Source organism: Elioraea sp. (assembly GCF_022842375.1).
In the GTDB taxonomy this organism is placed as follows: Bacteria; Pseudomonadota; Alphaproteobacteria; order Acetobacterales; family Acetobacteraceae; genus Elioraea_A.
The window spans coordinates 29,184-46,187 of the sequence record NZ_JALHPR010000015.1 but is presented as its reverse complement, the minus strand read 5'-3'; the positions used below and the strand labels follow the sequence as shown (position 1 = coordinate 46,187).

At 69.4% G+C, this 17,004-nt stretch carries 16 protein-coding genes; 8 read left to right on the top strand and 8 right to left on the bottom strand.

Going from position 1 to position 17,004, the window contains the following annotated elements:
* Positions 1-42 precede the first annotated feature (42 nt).
* Together Q0C38_RS13715 and putA are read right to left on the bottom strand one after the other, a co-directional pair.
* Positions 43-1,254: an MFS transporter gene (locus Q0C38_RS13715; protein WP_291297668.1), complete on the bottom strand. Its 1,212-nt coding sequence runs from the start codon at positions 1,252-1,254 to the stop codon at positions 43-45.
* 61 nt (positions 1,255-1,315) lie between these two features.
* Entirely contained in the window at positions 1,316-4,408 is a 3,093-nt protein-coding gene (putA, locus tag Q0C38_RS13710; RefSeq protein WP_291297667.1) for a bifunctional proline dehydrogenase/L-glutamate gamma-semialdehyde dehydrogenase PutA, read from the bottom strand.
* Between the two features lie 106 nt (positions 4,409-4,514).
* Here putA and Q0C38_RS13705 point away from each other — a divergent pair, with 106 nt between their 5' ends.
* The 6 genes from Q0C38_RS13705 (at position 4,515) to Q0C38_RS13680 (ending at position 10,453) form a co-directional block, all read left to right on the top strand.
* Positions 4,515-5,372, top strand: a complete 858-nt coding sequence (locus Q0C38_RS13705; RefSeq protein ID WP_291297666.1) for an ABC transporter permease — start codon at positions 4,515-4,517, stop codon at positions 5,370-5,372.
* On the top strand, positions 5,369-6,478 hold the full coding sequence (locus Q0C38_RS13700; protein WP_291297665.1) for an ABC transporter ATP-binding protein: 1,110 nt from the start codon (positions 5,369-5,371) through the stop codon (positions 6,476-6,478). Before Q0C38_RS13705 ends, Q0C38_RS13700 begins: the two co-directional genes overlap by 4 nt.
* A gap of 1 nt (position 6,479) precedes the next feature.
* Positions 6,480-7,517: an extracellular solute-binding protein gene (locus Q0C38_RS13695; RefSeq protein WP_291297664.1), complete on the top strand. Its 1,038-nt coding sequence runs from the start codon at positions 6,480-6,482 to the stop codon at positions 7,515-7,517.
* Between the two features lie 37 nt (positions 7,518-7,554).
* The gene (locus Q0C38_RS13690) at positions 7,555-8,469 is read left to right on the top strand and encodes an ABC transporter permease (protein WP_291297663.1); all 915 of its coding nucleotides are present in this window, start codon (positions 7,555-7,557) and stop codon (positions 8,467-8,469) included.
* A gap of 93 nt (positions 8,470-8,562) precedes the next feature.
* Positions 8,563-9,528, top strand: a complete 966-nt coding sequence (locus Q0C38_RS13685; protein WP_291297662.1) for a tripartite tricarboxylate transporter substrate binding protein — start codon at positions 8,563-8,565, stop codon at positions 9,526-9,528.
* Position 9,529: 1 nt separating this feature from the next.
* Positions 9,530-10,453 carry a BMP family ABC transporter substrate-binding protein gene (locus Q0C38_RS13680; protein ID WP_291297661.1) on the top strand — a complete coding sequence of 308 codons (924 nt, stop codon included), beginning with the start codon at positions 9,530-9,532 and terminating at the stop codon, positions 10,451-10,453.
* A 77-nt stretch (positions 10,454-10,530) separates the two neighbouring features.
* On the opposite strand, the gene Q0C38_RS13675 is transcribed toward Q0C38_RS13680, so the two are convergent.
* The 4 genes from Q0C38_RS13675 to groES all read right to left on the bottom strand — a co-directional run bounded on the left by Q0C38_RS13675 (position 10,531) and on the right by groES (position 13,593).
* The gene (locus tag Q0C38_RS13675; protein ID WP_291297660.1) at positions 10,531-10,734 is read right to left on the bottom strand and encodes a cold-shock protein; all 204 of its coding nucleotides are present in this window, start codon (positions 10,732-10,734) and stop codon (positions 10,531-10,533) included.
* A gap of 360 nt (positions 10,735-11,094) precedes the next feature.
* Positions 11,095-11,298, bottom strand: a complete 204-nt coding sequence (locus Q0C38_RS13670) for a cold-shock protein (protein WP_291297659.1) — start codon at positions 11,296-11,298, stop codon at positions 11,095-11,097.
* A 291-nt stretch (positions 11,299-11,589) separates the two neighbouring features.
* On the bottom strand, positions 11,590-13,227 hold the full coding sequence (gene groL / locus Q0C38_RS13665) for a chaperonin GroEL (RefSeq protein WP_291297658.1): 1,638 nt from the start codon (positions 13,225-13,227) through the stop codon (positions 11,590-11,592).
* 51 nt (positions 13,228-13,278) lie between these two features.
* Positions 13,279-13,593: a co-chaperone GroES gene (gene groES / locus Q0C38_RS13660; protein WP_291297657.1), complete on the bottom strand. Its 315-nt coding sequence runs from the start codon at positions 13,591-13,593 to the stop codon at positions 13,279-13,281.
* A gap of 256 nt (positions 13,594-13,849) precedes the next feature.
* Between groES and Q0C38_RS13655 the strand changes: the two genes are divergently transcribed.
* On the top strand, positions 13,850-14,116 hold the full coding sequence (locus Q0C38_RS13655) for an usg protein (RefSeq protein WP_291297656.1): 267 nt from the start codon (positions 13,850-13,852) through the stop codon (positions 14,114-14,116).
* Between the two features lie 78 nt (positions 14,117-14,194).
* On the opposite strand, the gene Q0C38_RS13650 is transcribed toward Q0C38_RS13655, so the two are convergent.
* Together Q0C38_RS13650 and Q0C38_RS13645 are read right to left on the bottom strand one after the other, a co-directional pair.
* Positions 14,195-14,890 (bottom strand): TVP38/TMEM64 family protein, encoded by a 696-nt coding sequence (locus tag Q0C38_RS13650; RefSeq protein WP_291297655.1) that lies wholly within the window; start codon positions 14,888-14,890, stop codon positions 14,195-14,197.
* 4 nt (positions 14,891-14,894) lie between these two features.
* Complete coding sequence (locus tag Q0C38_RS13645) at positions 14,895-15,653, bottom strand: glycosyltransferase family 2 protein (RefSeq protein WP_366937267.1); 759 nt, start codon at positions 15,651-15,653, stop codon at positions 14,895-14,897.
* Positions 15,654-15,926: 273 nt separating this feature from the next.
* Here Q0C38_RS13645 and Q0C38_RS13640 point away from each other — a divergent pair, with 273 nt between their 5' ends.
* A complete protein-coding gene (locus Q0C38_RS13640; protein ID WP_291297654.1) occupies positions 15,927-16,997 on the top strand; it encodes a COX15/CtaA family protein in 1,071 nt (356 codons plus the stop codon).
* Positions 16,998-17,004 lie beyond the last annotated feature (7 nt).

Here is a 17,004-nt window from a genome sequence, read left to right as displayed (position 1 = left end):
CGGAGATCGGCGCGCGGGGGTGGTGGGGCGGCCGCGCGCCAGTTATCTGGCTGCTCCACCCGTCCGCGGGAGCAACGCGGTCGCCAGCCCAAGCATCGGCAGGAACGACACGATGCGGTATACCGCCTCGATGCTCGTCGCATCCGCCAGCCACCCGAGCGCTGCCGCCCCAAGGCCGCCGAGGCCGAAGGACAGGCCGAAGAACAGGCCGGAGACGAAGCCGATGCGCCCCGGCATCAGGTCCTGCGCATAGACGATGATGGCCGAGAAGGCCGATGACATAACGAGCCCGATCAGCACCGCGAGAACGCCGGTCCAGAACAGGTTGGCGTAGGGCAGGACGAGGGTGAACGGCAGCACGCCGAGGATCGACACCCAGATGACGGGGATGCGGCCGATCCTGTCCCCCACCCAGCCGCCCGCGAGGATGCCCGCCGCGAGGCCCGCCAGATAGGCGAAAAGAAAAAGTTGGGCCGTCTGCACCGACACGCCGAACTTGCCGATCAGGTAGAAGGTGAAATAGCTGGTGAGTGCGGCGCTGTAGAAGTTCTTGGAGAACAGCAGCACGATCAGCACCGAGATGCCGAGCAGCACCTTGCCGCGCGACAGTGGCGGGGGGCCGGCCGCCGCCACCTTCCCCGGCGCGCGACGCACGCGGGCATACCAGGCGCCGACGCGGGCGAGCACGAGCGAGGCGAGCAGCGCCGCGCCCGAGAACCAGATCACGCGCCCCTGCGCCATGCCCGCGCCGGCTGGCACCACCACGAAGGCCGCCAGCAGCGGGCCGATTGCAGAGCCCGTGTTGCCGCCCACCTGGAACACCGACTGCGCGAAGCCATAGCGCCCGCCCGCTGCCGCCCGCGCCACGCGCGAGGCTTCCGGGTGGAACACCGCCGACCCGCAGCCGACCAGCATCGCGGCGAGCACCAGCAGCGGATAGGTGTCGGCGGTAGCGAGCAGCAGCAGCCCGGTCAGCGTCGCCCCCATGCCGGCCGCCATCGAGTAGGGCATCGGGTTGCGGTCGGTGTAGAGGCCGACGGCGGGCTGCAGCAGCGAGGCCGTGCACTGGAATGCGAGGGTGAGCAGCCCGATCTGCGCGAAGTCGAGCGCGAACTCGTCCTTCAGGATGGGGTACAGCGCCGGGAGGAGGGATTGCATCGTGTCGTTCAGCATGTGGCAGAAGCTGAGCGACAGGATGATGCCGAGATTCGTCCGCGCGCGCGGTGCCTCGGCAGCCAGTGTGGGAGATGTCACGAACGGGCTCGTTTCCGCATCGGGACAGAAACGCTAGGCTTGGCGCATCACTGCGGCAAGGTCACGCCTCATCGGTCGCAAGCAGGGCAGCATTGCCACCGGCAGCGGCGGTGTTGACCGACACCACATGCTCGGTCGCGAAGCGGATGAGGGTGAGCGGCCCGCCCGCCTTCGGCCCGGTGCCCGAGAGCCCGTGGCCGCCGAAGGGCTGCACGCCAGGCACCGCGCCGATCTGGGCGCGGTTGATGTAGGTGTTGCCGACGGCGAGCCGCTCTGTGATCCGCTCCGCCGTCGCCTGCACCCGGCTGTGCACGCCGAGGGTCAGCGCGAAGCCGGACGCGGCAAGGTCGTCGCAGAGCGCGTCGAGCCCGTCCTCGCGCCACCGCACGACATGCAGCACCGGCCCGAACACCTCGCGGTCGAGCGCACGCGCGTTCGGCAGCGCGATGGCGCGGGGGGTCACGAAGCTTCCGTTCGCGCAACCGTCTGGCAGGCTGAGCGAGAACAGCGTGCGGCCCTGTGGCGGCGACCAGGCGGCAAGCGTTCGCTGCGCCTCGGCGTCGATGACCGGGCCGATATCCGTTGCCGGATCGAGCGGATCGCCGAGCGTGAGCGTGCGCGCCGCCCCCTCGATCATCGCCAGGACACGATCGGCCGTATCCTCCTGGAGGCACAGCAGGCGGAGCGCGGAACAGCGCTGCCCGGCGCTGCGGAACGCGCCTTCCAGCACATCCGCCGTCACCTGCTCGGGCAGGGCGGAGCTGTCGACGATCATCGCGTTGATGCCGCCCGTCTCGGCAACCAGCGGGATGGGAAGCCCGGGGCGGGCGACGATGGCAGCGGCGATCGCGCGTGCGGTTTCGGTGCCGCCGGTGAAGGCAACGCCCGACACGGCAGGGTGGGCGACCATCGCGGCACCCACGCCAGGTCCATCGCCCGGCAGGAAGGCGAGAATGTCGAGCGGAACGCCGGCTTCGTGGAGCAAGGCGACGGCCCGCGCGCCAACGAGCGGCGTCTGCTCGGCCGGCTTGGCGAGGACGGCGTTGCCGGCGGCAAGCGCTGCAGCGATCTGCCCGACGAAGATGGCAAGCGGAAAATTCCACGGGCTGATCGCCGCGATCACGCCGCGGCCCGAGAGAACCCAGGTGTTGCGCTCGCCCGTCGGGCCGGGAAGCTCGCGCGGCACGCCGAACCACTGCCGCGCCTGGTGCGCGTAGTAGCGGCAGAAATCCGCTGCCTCCCGCACCTCGGCGATGCCGTCGACCAGGGTTCGCCCGGCTTCGCGTGCAATGAGTGCGAGCAGCGCCTCGCGGTTGGCCTCGATCAGGTCAGCCGCACGCTCGAGCACGCCGGCGCGATGCTCTGCACCTGTATCGTTCCAAGATCGCCACGACCTTGCGGCGAGCCGTGCGGCCTCGTCGACCATCGTCGCATCGGCCCAGACGACGTGGCCAATGGCTCGACGATGATCGGCCGGGTCGCGGACATCGACGCGCGTGCCCCCGATCCGTCGGCCGCCGATGAGCGGCGTGGCATCGGTGCTGCGCGACGCTGCCGCGCGGATCGCCGCGAGCGCGGGCGGACCCTCAATGGCATCGCCGAGATCGAGGCCGCTGCTGTTGGCCCAGGCGCCGTAGAGGTCGCGCGGGAGCGGGATGCGCGCGTTGCGCGGCGCGCGGTGCGCGATCGCGGCAACAGGATCCTCGGCCAGCGCTTCCGCCGGAACGTCAGGGTCGGTCAACCGGTGAACGAAGCCTGTGTTCGCGCCGTTCTCGAGCAGGCGCCGCACCAGGTAGGCGAGCAGGTCCTCGTGCCCGCCGACGGGGGCGTAGATGCGCACCGGGCAGTCGGTGCCGGCATAGAGCGCCTCGCCCATGCCGTGCAGGCGCTGCATCTCGAACATCCGCCCCGCGGCGTTCTCGATGATGAAGGCGAGCGAGGTGGCGTTGTGGGTCGCGAAGGCGGGCTGGATGTGGGGCGAGGCATCGAACATCCGCCGCGCGCAGGCGAGCCAGGAGACATCCGTCGCCGCCTTGCGGGTGAACACGGGATAGTCGGCCCGGCCCTGGATCTGCGCGTGCTTCACCTCGCTGTCCCAGTAGGCACCTTTCACGAGGCGCACGGGAAGCGCGCGGCCGTTGCGCGCGGCAAGCGCGGCGGCCCAGTCGATCAGCGGCAGCGCGCGCTTCTGATACCCCTGCACCGCCATGCCGAGCCCGTCCCACCCGCCAAGCGCCGGATCGCCATGCACGGCGGCGATGATGTCGAGGGAGATGTCGAGCCTGTCCGCCTCCTCGGCATCCACTGTGAGGCCGATGCCGCCCTTCTTCGCGGCGTGGGCCAGCGCTGTGAGGGAGGCGATCAGGGCGGGGATGCATTCCGGCTTCGTCGGTTCGTAGCGCGGATGCAGGGCCGAGAGCTTCACCGATACGCCAGGTCCCGCGACGGGTCCGCGGCCTGCGCTCGCGACGCCGACGGCGCCGATCGCATCGCGGTAGGAGGCCATGTAGCGATCGGCATCGGCCATGGTGCGCGCAGCCTCGCCCAGCATGTCGAAGCTGTAGCGGGCACGCCGCGCCTCGGCACTCTCCGTGGCGCGCTTCAGCGCCTCGGCGATCGTCCGCCCCATCACGAACTGGCCGGCGAGCACCTTCATGCCCTGGCGGAGGGCTGCGCGGATGACGGGCTCGCCCAGCCGCTTGACGGTGCGCGAGAGCATCGGCGCATCCGCCGCGGGGGCGAGAACGCGGCCCGTGAGCATGAAGGCGAAGGCGGATGCATTCACCAGCATGCTGTCGGCCTGGCCGAGATGGCGTTGCCAGTCGGCGCCCGCGAGCTTGTCCTCGATCAGCCGATCCGCCGTCGCGGCATCGGGGATGCGGAGCAGGGCTTCGGCGAGGCAGAGGAGGGCCACACCCTCGCGCGTGCCGAGGCCGAATTCGGCGAGGAAGGCGGAGACATCGGCGCCCGGCTTGTGCGCACGACGTGCGCCCTCCACCAGCGCGATGGCGCGCGCGCGCACCCTGCCCGCGGCCTCCGGCGGCAGGGTCGCGAGCGCAAGGAGGGGGGCGAGCACGGCATCGTCGGGCGCACGGTGCAACCGGCGGATCGCGGCGCGGTGCGGGTCGGGCGCGAGGGCTGAACCTTCCGGCATGCTGCGCATCGTGCCCGAAACCTGGGCCGGCGCGCCATCGTTCCTTGTGGATGGGCGATCACCTCCCTAGGATCGCCCGGGGAGTGGACCGGGGGGCTGCAAGCGCGTGACGACGATTGCCGCGACAGCGGTTGGATCTGCTTCGCCTGCGCGCGGGACACGCCGCCGCGCTGGCCGCTACGCGTTGCGTGCGATCGCCACGCTCGTGTTCTGCTTCATGTTCCTCCCGGTGTTCTTCGTCGCCTGGATCAGCCTGTTCGACCAGCAGATCGTCAGCTTCCCGCCCGATGGCTACACCTTCGCGTGGTACGCCAACGCACTGTCGCGCCCCGAATTCGCGCGTGGGTTCGTGACGTCGCTGCAGGTGGCCACGGTGGCGACGCTGGTCGGCGTCAGCCTCGGCGCGGCGGCGTCCTATGCGATGGTGCGCTACCGTTTCCCCGGCCGAGGGGCGCTGAACACGCTGCTGCTCGGGCCGCTCGTCGTGCCCGGCATCGTCGCGGGCACGGCGCTCTACGTGTACTATGTCGCGCTCGAGAACGCGTTCGACCTCGACATCCGCGCAACCCTCGGCGGGCTCGTGCTTGGCCACGTGCTGCTGACCATCCCGTGGACGGTGCGCCTCGTCTCCGCTTCGCTGATCGGGCTTGACCGCGCGATGGAGGAGGCAGCCGCCAATCTCGGCGCACCGCCGCTCGTGGTGTTCCGCCGCGTGACGCTGCCGATGATGCGCCCTGGCCTCGTGGCGGCAAGCCTGTTCAGCTTCATCCAGAGCTTCGAGAACCTCGAGCTCTCGCTGCTGCTCGTCGGCCCTGGGCGGATCACGCTTCCCGTCGCGATGCTGAACTATCTCGAGTTCCGCATCGACCCCACCATCGCCGCGGTCGCGACGATGCAGATCATCCTGATCGGCGCGCTGATGCTGATCACCGACCGTTTCGTCAAACTCTCCCGGATCGTATGAGCGAACTCGTCCTCACCTCCCTGCGGAAGATGTACGGCCCGACCGTCGCGGTCGATGACGTGAGCCTGACGGTGCGGGAGGGGGAACTCGTCGCCCTGCTCGGCCCCTCCGGCTGCGGCAAGACGACGACGCTGCGCATGGTCGCCGGCTTCATCGAGCCGACGGCGGGGACGATCACGATCGGCGGGCGTGATGTGACGTACCTTCCGCCCCATCGGCGCGACACGGGCATGGTGTTCCAGTCCTACGCCCTGTTCCCGCACATGACGGTGGCGCAGAACGTCGCCTTCGGGCTCGAGATGCGGAAGGTCGGGCGTGCGGAGGCGGCGCAGCGCGTGGCCGATGCGCTCGCCCTCGTCCGCCTCGGCCATTTGGGCGACAGGCTGCCGCGGCAGCTCTCGGGCGGGCAGCAGCAGCGCGTGGCACTTGCCCGCGCGCTGGTGGTCAATCCGGGCGTGTTCCTGCTCGATGAGCCGCTGTCGAACCTCGATGCCAAGCTGCGCCTCGAGGTGCGCGTCGAGATCCGCGAGCTGCAACGGCGGCTCGGGCTCACCACCGTGTTCGTCACCCATGACCAGGAGGAGGCGCTGACGCTCGCCGATCGCCTGGTGGTGATGGCCAACGGCGTGGTGCAGCAGGTCGGCACGCCGGAGGAGCTCTACGAGAGCCCGGCGAACCTCTTCGTCGCGGGCTTCATCGGGCGGTCGAACGTGCTGCACGGCAGGCTGGTTTCGCCGGGACGGTTCGAAAGCCGCGGCGGGCTGGCCGTCGAGGTGCCGGTGACGGACCGTGCGCCGGGGCCGGCAGCGCTTGCGCTGAGGCCCGAGCGTCTCGCGCTCGCGGCCCCCGATGCCACGCTGCCGGCGGGCATCAACCGCGCCGGCGGCCGCCTCACGCTCGTGACCTATCTTGGTGCGACCACCGAGTATCGTGTCGCCCTCGGGGCCGACGACGTGCTGACCGCGACGCTTCCCACCCCGCCCGTTTCCGATCCGCTGCGGCGGCTTGCGGCGGGCGATGCCGTCACCCTCATTTGGCCGGCCGACCAGTGCCGGCTGCTCGCGCCTGATCCCGTTGGAGACGGCGCAACGGACGAAGGAGTCTGAGATGATCCACTCTCGCATCAATCGTCGCGCGCTGCTGGCGGGTGCCGCAGCCGCGCTTGCCGCCCCGCATGTCGCGCGTGCCCAGTCCGGCGGGCGCGTCATCGTCGGCACCTGGGGCGGTGACTACCAGGACCTGCTCAAGCTCAACATCGAGGATCCGCTGATCAAGCCGCGCGGCATCGAGACGCTGTATGACGTCGCGGTGGCGCCACCGCGCAGGACAAAGCTCTCGGCCGAACGCTTGAGCCGCCGCGGCACGTTCGACGTCGCCTGCCTGTCGGACATCGACATGTTCACGATGTCGCAGCAGAACCTGTTCGACCCGCCGACCGAGGCGCTGGTGCCGAACATGAAGAACGTCATCAAGTCGCTCGCCAAGCCCTACGCGCTGCCGCACATCTATTCGGGCAAGGTCATCCTCTACAACCCGGACAAAATGAACCCCGCACCCCGCAGCTACAACGACCTGTGGGACCCGCGGTGGCGCGGCCGCATCGGCTTCGCCGACGGGCTCTACATGCAGGTGATCGAGAGTGCGGCGATCATCAACGGCGGCAGCCCGAACAATTTCGAGCCGGCCAAGGCGAAGCTCATGGAGCTCAAGAAGCTCGAGCCGCGCGTCTACCCCTCGAACGAGGCGCTCGCCGCCGCGCTCAAGAGCGAGGAGGTGTACGCGACCATCATGTGGCTCGCGCGGGGCTACATGTGGAAGAAGGGTGGGCTCAACCTCACCCATGCCGTGCCGACGGAGGGCGCGACGCCGATCATCTTCGACAAGGCCGTGCCGCGGAACGCGCCGAACAAGTCCAATGGCTGGATCTGGATGAACGCCATGCTCGAGCCCGCCGCCCAGCTCGGCTTCGCCGACCGCATGGGCTACGTGCCGACGGTGACCAACGCAACCATGCCCGAGGCGATCGCGCGCGAGATCAGCTTCACGCCGGAGCAGCAGGAGAAGTTCGTCAAGATCGACTACGAGTACATCGCGGCCAACAACGACCAGCTACTCGAGTGGTGGACGCGCGAGTTCAAGGGCTGAGCGGCAGCGCCGCAGGCGCGACGGGAGAGCGCGGGCAATGACGGCGGCGGCAGCGTCGATGGGCGTGGCGGCGCGGCGGGGCGGGGCGGGGTTCAGCCTCGGCCCCGCCCTCGTCATTCCCGCGACGCTTCTCGTGCTCGCCTTCCTCGGTGCGCCGATGGTGCTGCTGTTCCGCTACAGCCTGAACCGCTACAGCCCGCGCGACTTCATGATCGATGCGGTGACGTTCGAGAACTACGTCCGCTTCTTCGCCGATCCGTATTTCATCGGCGTTCTCGGCACGACCGTGCAGGTCGCGGCGCTGTGCACGCTGGTCTCGGTTCTCGCGGCCTTTCCCGTGGCCTACCTGCTCGCGCGTACCGACAGCCGGTGGAAAAGCGCGCTCGTCATTGCCGTCGTGTTCCCGCTGATGGTGGGCAACGTGGTGCGCGCGGCTGGGTGGATGGCGCTGCTCGGCAATGACGGTGCGGTCAACGCCACGCTGCGCTGGCTCGGCATCGTGTCGGAACCGATCCGGCTGATGTACACGCCGTTTGCCGTGATCCTCGGCATCGTCGCGGTCGTGCTGCCCTACATGATCCTGACGCTGCAGAGCGTGATCGAAAGCATCGGGCGGGATGTGGAGGAGGCCGCCGCCAATCTCGGCGCGGGGCCGATGACGACGTTCCGCCGCGTGCTGCTGCCGCTGTCGCTGCCCGGCATCATCGCCGGCGGTACGCTGGTGTTCATCCTGTGCATGAACGCCTATGCCACGCCCGTGCTGCTCGGCGGGCCGCAGTTCAAGATGATGGCGCCCGCCCTCTACGACCAGTTCGCGCGCACCACGAACTGGCCCTTCGGGGCGGCGCTGGCCTTCATCCTGATGACCTCCACCCTCGTGCTCACTCTCGTCGGCACGACGCTGCTCGCGCGGCGGATGCATTACCGGAAGCTCGACGCCGCCGCGCGCTGACCCGCGTGGCACGGGCGTTGCCTGTTCGGGCCCGAGAGGCAGCATTGCCACCGGGGGCCGTGCTGCGATGCACAATAAGGGGGCATCGCGCGCATGTTTCGTCGTCATCTGCTCGGCGCACTGGCAGCATCCGCGGCATTGCCGGGTGCCGCCACCGCCTCGTCCTGGCCGTCGCGGCCGATCCGCCTGGTCGTCACTTTCCCTCCTGGCGGGGGCAGCGACATCATCGCCAGGCTGATCGCGCCCGCCATGCAGGCACGCCTTGGCCAGCCCGTGATCGTCGACAACCGGCCGGGGGCGGGCGGCACGCTGGCCGCGGCCATGGTGGCGAAGGAGGCGGCCGATGGGCACACGCTGCTCGTTGCCAACAACGCCCCGATCGTGATCTCGCCGGCGATGTTCCCCTCCGTCGCGTATGATCCGCTCGGGAGCTTCCGCCACCTCGCCTATGTCGGTGCATTCCCGTTCGTCCTGGTTGTCCGCCCCGACGTTCCGGCGAGGACGCTCGATGAGCTGATCGCGCTCGCCAGGGCGCGTGGTGGCCTCTCCTACGGCTCCGGCGGCACAGGTTCGGTCGGGCACATTGTCGGGCTGATGCTCGCGCGCGACAGCGGTGCGGCGTTCGAGCACGTGCCCTATCGCGGCTCCGGCCCGATGGTGACCGATTTCCTCGCCGGCGTGTTCCCGATGGCGATCGATGCGCTGCCGCAGCAATTGCAGCACATGCGCTCCGGCGCGGTGCGCGCGATCGCCGTCACCGCGCCCGGGCGCGTCGGCCTGATCCCCGATGTGCCGACGATGGCCGAGCTCGGCCGCCCGGGGCTGACTGGCGAGAACTGGGTCGGCCTGTCGGCGCCGGCCGGCGTGCCCGATGCGGTAGCGGAACGGATCGCCGCGGTGGTGGCGGAGGCCGCCGCCCTGCCGGAGGTGGTGGAGAAGCTCGACGCGATGGGGCTGAACCGCGCGCCGATGCCGCCCGCCGCCTTTGCCGCGATGGTGACCCAGCAGGTCGCGAACTGGCAGCCTGCCATCCGCGCCGCCGGCCTGACGGCGAACTGACATGACCTTCCGTGTCGCAGGCGTCCTGTTCGGGCCGCGTGGCTTGGGTGGTTTCAACGCGGCCGGCGAGCGCGGCCTCCTTGCCGCGTCGGATGAGACCGACGCCGCTCTCACCATCCACTGGGTCGAGGAGAGGGGGGCGCGCGAGGCGACGCTCGCGTCGCTGTGCGGGGCAGGGTACGACTTGATCGTCTGCCACGGCGGCCAGGCGGAAGCGGCGCTGAACGCCGTCGCGCCCCGCTTCCCTTCCCAGGCGATCGCCGCGACCCAGTGCCGGGCCGTGCCCGACCACGTCGCCCGCTACGAGGTGCTGCAGGAGGAGAGTGCCTTCCTCGCCGGCGCCTTCGCCGGCTGGTTCAGCCGGACCGGCACGGTCGCGCATCTCTCGGGAGAGCCTGTCGCGCCCGGGCTCCGAGGGCGGGCTGCCTTCGTGGCCGGTCTCCGCCACGCGGCACAGGATGCGCGATTCCTGACCCGCTTCACCGGCGACCAGCATGACCCTGCCGCGGCGTTCGTTGCAGTGCAGGAGTTTGCCGATGCCGGGGCGGATCTGCTGTTCGCGATGCTCGATGGCGGGCGGGAGGGGGCGATCGCCGCCTGCCGCGCGCGTGGCCTGCGCCAGATCGGCAACGTGCGCGACTGGACGACGGACGGTCCTGTTTTCGCTGCCTCCGCCGTTGCCGACGGCGCGTGGGCCTGCGCCGAGCCGATCCGCGATTTCGCTGCCGGCCGCTTCACGCCGGGGCTGCGGCGGATTGCGGGACTTGCCGAGCAGCGGGTGGTTCGCCTCGCCCTCGCCGGCGACGTGCCGCGCGACATCACCCGCCGCGTCGAGGCGCTGGCGGACGCCATGCGCGCCAGCGAGGTGGACGTGCCGGAGGCGTGGGACGAGGACGACGCGGTGCTGGCGCGCGCAGCGCAGTAGTTCCGCAGTTCCCTGAACGCCAGAAGGGCCGCCCCCTTGCGGTGGCGGCCCTTCGTGTCAGGTGGTCGCGGGGTCGTTCAGGCGCCGCGCAGGTTCGTCGCGGCTGGCTTGCCGCGCTCCATGCTCACCTCGAAGCTGACCTTCTGGCCTTCGTTCAGGCCCGTGAGCCCTGCTGCCTGGACGGCGGTGATGTGCACGAACACGTCCTTGCCGCCCTGGTCGGGAACGATGAAGCCGAAACCCTTGGTCGGGTTGAACCACTTGACGATACCGGTGGCCATGATCGGGCCCTCCTTTCTCCACGTACCGCCGCACGACCGTCGCGCGGCGGGCAGACAACCGGGTGTTCGGGAAGCGAGCCTCTGGCATTCCGGTCGCCTGACGGTCCGGAGAGCCGATCGGGTCATCGAGCCAAACGCGATTGCGCCATTTAGACATGCAGGTTGCGCCGCCTCGGTCAACCCAAATCCCGGTGCCCGTGCATGGTGCGTCGCAGCAGTGAAGTCGTTGACCCAGAAGGAGAAAGGGCCGCCTGGAGGCGGCGGCCTGACACGAGAAAGGGCCGCCCGAAGGCGGCCCTGGTAGGCAAAAAGCAAGGGCCGCCCGAAGGCGGCCCTGGTAGGCGTAGCAAGGCGCTTGGATCAGATGGCGCGGAGCATGCCTGCTGCCGGCTTGCCACGCTCCATGCTGACCTCGAAGCTGACCTTCTGGCCCTCGTTCAGCTGCGTCAGGCCAGCGGCCTGAACGGCAGTGATGTGCACGAACACATCAGCGCCACCCTGATCGGGGACGATGAAACCGAAACCCTTGGTCGGGTTGAACCACTTCACGGTGCCTGTGGCCATGAGGCCCTCCTTTATCGAACACATCACGTCATGCGGAGATCGCAGGACGGTAGGATAACCGGGCTTTTCAGGAGCGATGGTCTGAGACGCCCGGTGTGATCCGGAGTGCCGACAAGGCCAAGCACGAAAAACGCGCGATCAACCACTAAGACGACAGTTCCGTGGCCTCGCGTCAAGCACAATCGATCAACGGGGTGGCGGAGCCGCCGATCCGGCCGATTGCCGACGCAATGAAAAAGGGGGCCGCCCGAAGGCGACCCCCATCCAGGAAATCCCGAACCGCGGTGCGGCTCAGAAATCCATGTCGCCCATGCCGCCGCCCGGGCCGCCCGACGGGGGGGCCTTCTTCTCCGGACGCTCGGCCACCATCGCCTCGGTGGTGATCAGCAGCGATGCGACCGACGAGGCATCCTGGAGCGCCGTGCGCACGACCTTGGTCGGGTCGATGATGCCGGCCTTCACCAGGTCCTTGAACTCGGCCGACTGCGCGTCGAAGCCGAAATTGTACTCGTCGTTGTCGAGGACCTTGCCGAGGATCACGGCACCGTCCTCGCCGGCGTTCTCGCTGATCTGGCGCAGCGGCGAGGTGATCGCCTTGCGCACGATCTCGATGCCGAAGCGCTGGTCGTCGTTGTCGCACTTGATCTTGTTCAGGATCAAGCTGGCGCGTGCCAGGGCGCAACCGCCGCCCGGAACGATGCCTTCCTCGACGGCCGCGCGCGTTGCGTGCAGCGCGTCATCGACGCGGTCCTTGCGCTCCTTCACCTCGACCTCGGTCGAGCCGCCGACGCGGATGACGGCGACGCCACCGGCGAGCTTCGCCAGGCGCTCCTGCAGCTTCTCACGGTCGTAGTCCGAGGTGGTCTCCTCGATCTGCGCCTTGATCTGGCCGCAGCGGCCCTGGATGTCGGCCTTCTTGCCGGCACCCTCGACGATGAGCGTGCTCTCCTTCTCGATCACGACCTTCTTGGCCTTGCCGAGCATGGCGAGCGTGACCGTCTCGAGCTTGATGCCGAGATCTTCGCTGATCACCTGGCCACCGGTCAGGATCGCGATGTCCTCGAGCATGGCCTTGCGGCGATCACCGAAGCCGGGGGCCTTCACGGCGGCGATCTTGAGCCCACCGCGCAGCTTGTTGACGACGAGCGTGGCAAGCGCCTCGCCCTCGACGTCCTCGGCGATGATCAGCAGCGGCTTGCCCGTCTGCACCACGGCCTCGAGCAGCGGCAGCATCGGCTGCAGGCCCGAGAGCTTCTTCTCGTGGATCAGGATGTAGGGGTTCTCGAGGTCGGCGATCATCTTCTCCGCGTTGGTCACGAAGTACGGAGAGACGTAGCCGCGGTCGAACTCCATGCCCTCGACGACTTCGAGCTCGGTCTGGATGCCCTTGGCCTCCTCGACCGTGATCACACCCTCGTTGCCGACCTTCTGCATCGCCTTGGCGATCATCTCGCCGATCTCGCTCTCGCCGTTGGCGGAGATCGTGCCGACGGCCGCGACCTCGGCCGAGGTCGAGATCTTCTTCGACTTCTTCTTGAGGTCCTCGACGACCACGTTCACGGCCTTGTCGATGCCGCGCTTGAGGTCCATCGGGTTCATGCCGGCGGCAACCGCCTTCGCGCCCTCGCGCACGATCGCCTGGGCGAGCACGGTCGCGGTGGTGGTGCCGTCACCGGCGATGTCGTTGGTCTTCGAGGCCACTTCGCGCACCATCTGGGCGCCCATGTTCTCGAACTTGTCGGCGAGCTCGATCTCCTTCGCCACCGTCACACCGTCCTTGGTGATGCGCGGCGCGCCGAAGCTCTTGTCGAGCACGACGTTGCGGCCCTTGGGGCCGAGCGTCACCTTCACGGCGTTGGCGAGGATGTCGACGCCGCGGAGCATCCGCTCGCGCGCGTCAGAGCCGAACCTCACGTCCTTAGCTGGCATGTTCTCGTATCCTTGGATTGTTGAAAGGGTCTTGGAGCGGAGGGGAGGAGATCAGGCCGCCTTCTTCTTGGCAGCGGTGACCTCGACGATCCCCATGATGTCGCTCTCCTTCATGATCAGCAGGTCTTCCCCGTTGATCTTGACCTCGGTGCCGGACCACTTGCCGAACAGCACGCGGTCGCCGGCCTTGACGTCGAGCGAGACGAGCTCGCCCTTCTCATTGCGGGCGCCCGGGCCGGCCGCCACGATCTCGCCCTCCATGGGCTTCTCCTTGGCGGTGTCGGGGATGATGATGCCGCCCGCCGTCTTCTCCTCGGCGGTCACGCGGCGCACCACCACACGGTCGTGCAGGGGACGAAACTTCATTGGAACTCTCCTGGCGTTGGCTCGTCTTCCCCGGGTCGTGGCAGGCCGCCGCACTGGCTGCTAGCACTCGCTCCCGAGGAGTGCCAACGATCTAGGCTCTTCGGCCCGTCAAGTCAAGGATGGCAGCACTCTCGTGTGAGGGCTGCTAATCGCCTGATAATACAACGTTTTTTCTTCCTGTTCCACGATCGTTCCTGCCATCCTTCCACCTTCAGGGAAGGGGTGCAGTCACGAAAGGAACGGAGGAACCACTGCAATGACCGGCTCGATCGCGCGACAGTTGAACGGATACAGGCTCACCACCGCGAAGATCCTGTATCACCTGCCCGATCATCCCGCGCTGCTACAGACCTTCGTCTGGCAGCAGCTCGACATCGCCCCGCGCTTCCCCGAACTCAATCGCTTCCTCGCCTTCTGGGAGCGCGAGATCGAGGGCAAGCTCCACTCCGTCAGCGTCGCGTCCGTGGGGCTGATCCAGCCAGCCGAGCTGCGCTACGCCCAGGGTGAGTTCGGGCTGCACTGATCGGGCCTGGGCCTGGGCCTGGGCCTGGGCGTGGGTTTGGGGCCTGCGCTTGGGGCCTGCGCTTGGGGCCTGGGCGCCTCAGCCAGCCTCGTCAAGGCCGGCTGCCTCCGCCGCCTCGCGGGCGTTGCGGGCCCGCCTGAGCAACCACAGGCCGAGCAGCGCGGAGACCCCGAACAGCACGAGGCCGACGCCAAGCTGGATCGCGCCGTCCACCCGCACGCCCTTGCCGAGAAGGGCGAACACCACCGTCTGCGGCACGTAGCCGAGCGCCGAGCCAACGATGAAGGGCAGTGCCGCGATGCCGGACAGGCCTGCGAGCAGGTTCAGCGCCAGGTTGTTGCCGACCGGCAGCAGCCTGAGCGTCAGCGTCGCCGCGAACGGGTTGGCGGCAAGGAACCGATCCACCCGCGCCAGCCTGCCGGAGAAGGCACGCTCGATCCGCCGCCGTGCCCAGCCGCGCCCGACCAGTCGTGCCCAGAAGAAGGTGAGCGCGCAGGCCAGGACCATCGCCGCCAGCGCAAGCCCCGACCCCAGCAGAGCGCCGAAGGCGGTGCCGCCCGCGAAGGCCACCGCCTGCCGCGGCACGCCCACCGAACAGGCGGCCGCGCCGAGGGCGATGAACAGCAGCTGCCCCCGCACGCCCTGGCCGACGATCATACGCTCGAGAAAGCCGGTCTCGAGCACCCCGGCGGCGCGCAGTTCGCGCACCACCACGCCCGCGACGATCAATCCCGCCAGCAGCAGCAGCGGCTTGGCGAGCTTCGCGGCGCGCAACGCCTCAGCCTTCCGCCGACGGCGGCGCCATTCGTTCTGCCCCAATTCTCTCGACCTGGGGCCGCTTCCACCGTCGCTGCAGCCACATCACGCCCACGAGGTCGGCCACCGCCACGGCCAGGCGGTCCAGCGTGCCGTAGTTCGATTGGCCCCGGAGCCGGGGCCGGTGGTTCACCGGCACGGAGACGACACGCCCGCCAGCCCGCAGGAACAGCGCCGGCAGGTAGCGGTGCATGTGGTCGAACTGCGGAAGCTCGAGGAAATCGGCCCGGCGGAACAGCTTGAGGCCGCAGCCCGTATCGGGCGTGGCATCGCCCAGCAGCCAGGCGCGGAAGCGGTTGGCGAAGCGGCTGGTGAAGCGCTTCGTGGCCGTGTCCTTGCGGTTGACGCGGTGGCCCGCGACCAGCACCGGCCCCGGCCCTGCCGCCGCCTCGGCGCCGGCGCGGGAGAACAGGGCCGGGATGTCGGCCGGATCGTTCTGCCCGTCGCCGTCCAGGGTCGCGATCCAGGCCCCGCGCGCCGCCTTCACGCCCGAGACGATCGCCGCACTCTGCCCGCACGACCGGGCGTGGCGGAGATGCACGACATCGCCCTGCATGGCCTCGCGCGACAGCGCCGCGCCGGTGTCGTCAGTCGAGCCATCGTCGACATAGACGATCTCAGCGCCGCCGAGCGGTGCCGTCGCTGCCCTGATCTCGGCGATCAGCGGCGCGATGTTCGGCCCCTCGTTGCGGACCGGCACGACGACCGAGAGCGGGGGCACGCCGCCTCCCCACGCCAGACCCGGCTCCGGACGCTGCTCCAGACGCGGCGGATCGACTGTGGCAGGGGGCATCGCCATGGGGAAATCGGGTCCGATCCGGCGCGCGCTGGCCCGCCATGCTGGCGGGGGCACGCGCCGTTGCTTGATTTTGCCTGGGCGCGCGCCATACCAGAGGGCGTAGGGGCGGGCAAGCGAGCCAGCGCCGAGGTCGTCCCTGCCGCCGCCTGCCATGCGGCCGCCTGCCATGCCGCCCTGCCATGACACGGGGAGACGATGCCGTTCGACACCACCTGGCCGCCGCTCGACGCCGACACGGCCGAGCGTGAACGCGCGGGCGATGCCGCCGTCGCCGCGTGGCTGTTCGTCGTCGCCGGCATGATCGTCGTGATGGTGGCCCTCGGCGGCGCCACGCGGCTGACGGGCTCAGGCCTCTCGATCATGGAGTGGCGGCCGCTGACCGGCTGGCTGCCGCCGTTGTCGGAAGCGGAGTGGAACCGCCTCTTCGCGCTCTACCGCACCATTCCGCAGTATCTCGAGGTGAACCGCGGCATGGACCTGGCCGGGTTCAAGGAGATCTTCTGGCTCGAATACCTGCACCGCGTCTGGGGCAAGCTGATCGGGGTGGTGTTCGCCGGAGGCGCGCTCGCGCTCGCCCTCACGGGTCGGCTCAGGCGGGCGCTGTGGCCGCGCGTCGGCGTGCTGTTTGCGCTTGGCGGGCTGCAGGGACTGCTTGGCTGGTTCATGGTCGCATCGGGCTTCTTCGCCCATCGCACGACGGTCAGCCCCTACCGGTTGACGATGCATCTCGGCCTCGCCTTCGTGATCTTTGCCGCGGTGTTGTGGACGGCGCTCGGCCTGCTTTCGCCACGCCCGAGCGAGGCGCCGCCGCGGCCAGTGAAGGCAGCGGTTCACGCAGCAGGCGCGCTCGCGCTGCTGACCATGCTCGCGGGCGGGTTCGTCGCCGGCATCCGCGCCGGGTTCTCCTACAACACGTTCCCGCTGATGGATGGCGCCCTGGTCCCGGCCGGCTATGCCGACCTCCAGCCGTTCGTGCTCAATTTCTTCGAGAATATCGCCGCGGTGCAGTTCAACCACCGCCTGCTGGCGACGGTGACGCTCGCCGCAGCCCTTGCCGCCGCCGTGCTCGGCTGGCGGGCGGGGCGGCCCTGGCGCGGGCCGGTCCTGATGCTCGCCGGGACGATCGCGCTGCAATACGTGCTCGGCGTCGCGACGCTGCTGGCGGTCGTTCCCGTCTCGCTCGGCACGCTGCACCAGACCATGGCGGTGCTGGTGCTTGGCGCCTTCGTGATCGCTGCACACAGGCTGCGCCGGGTTGTGGCATGATCGCCGC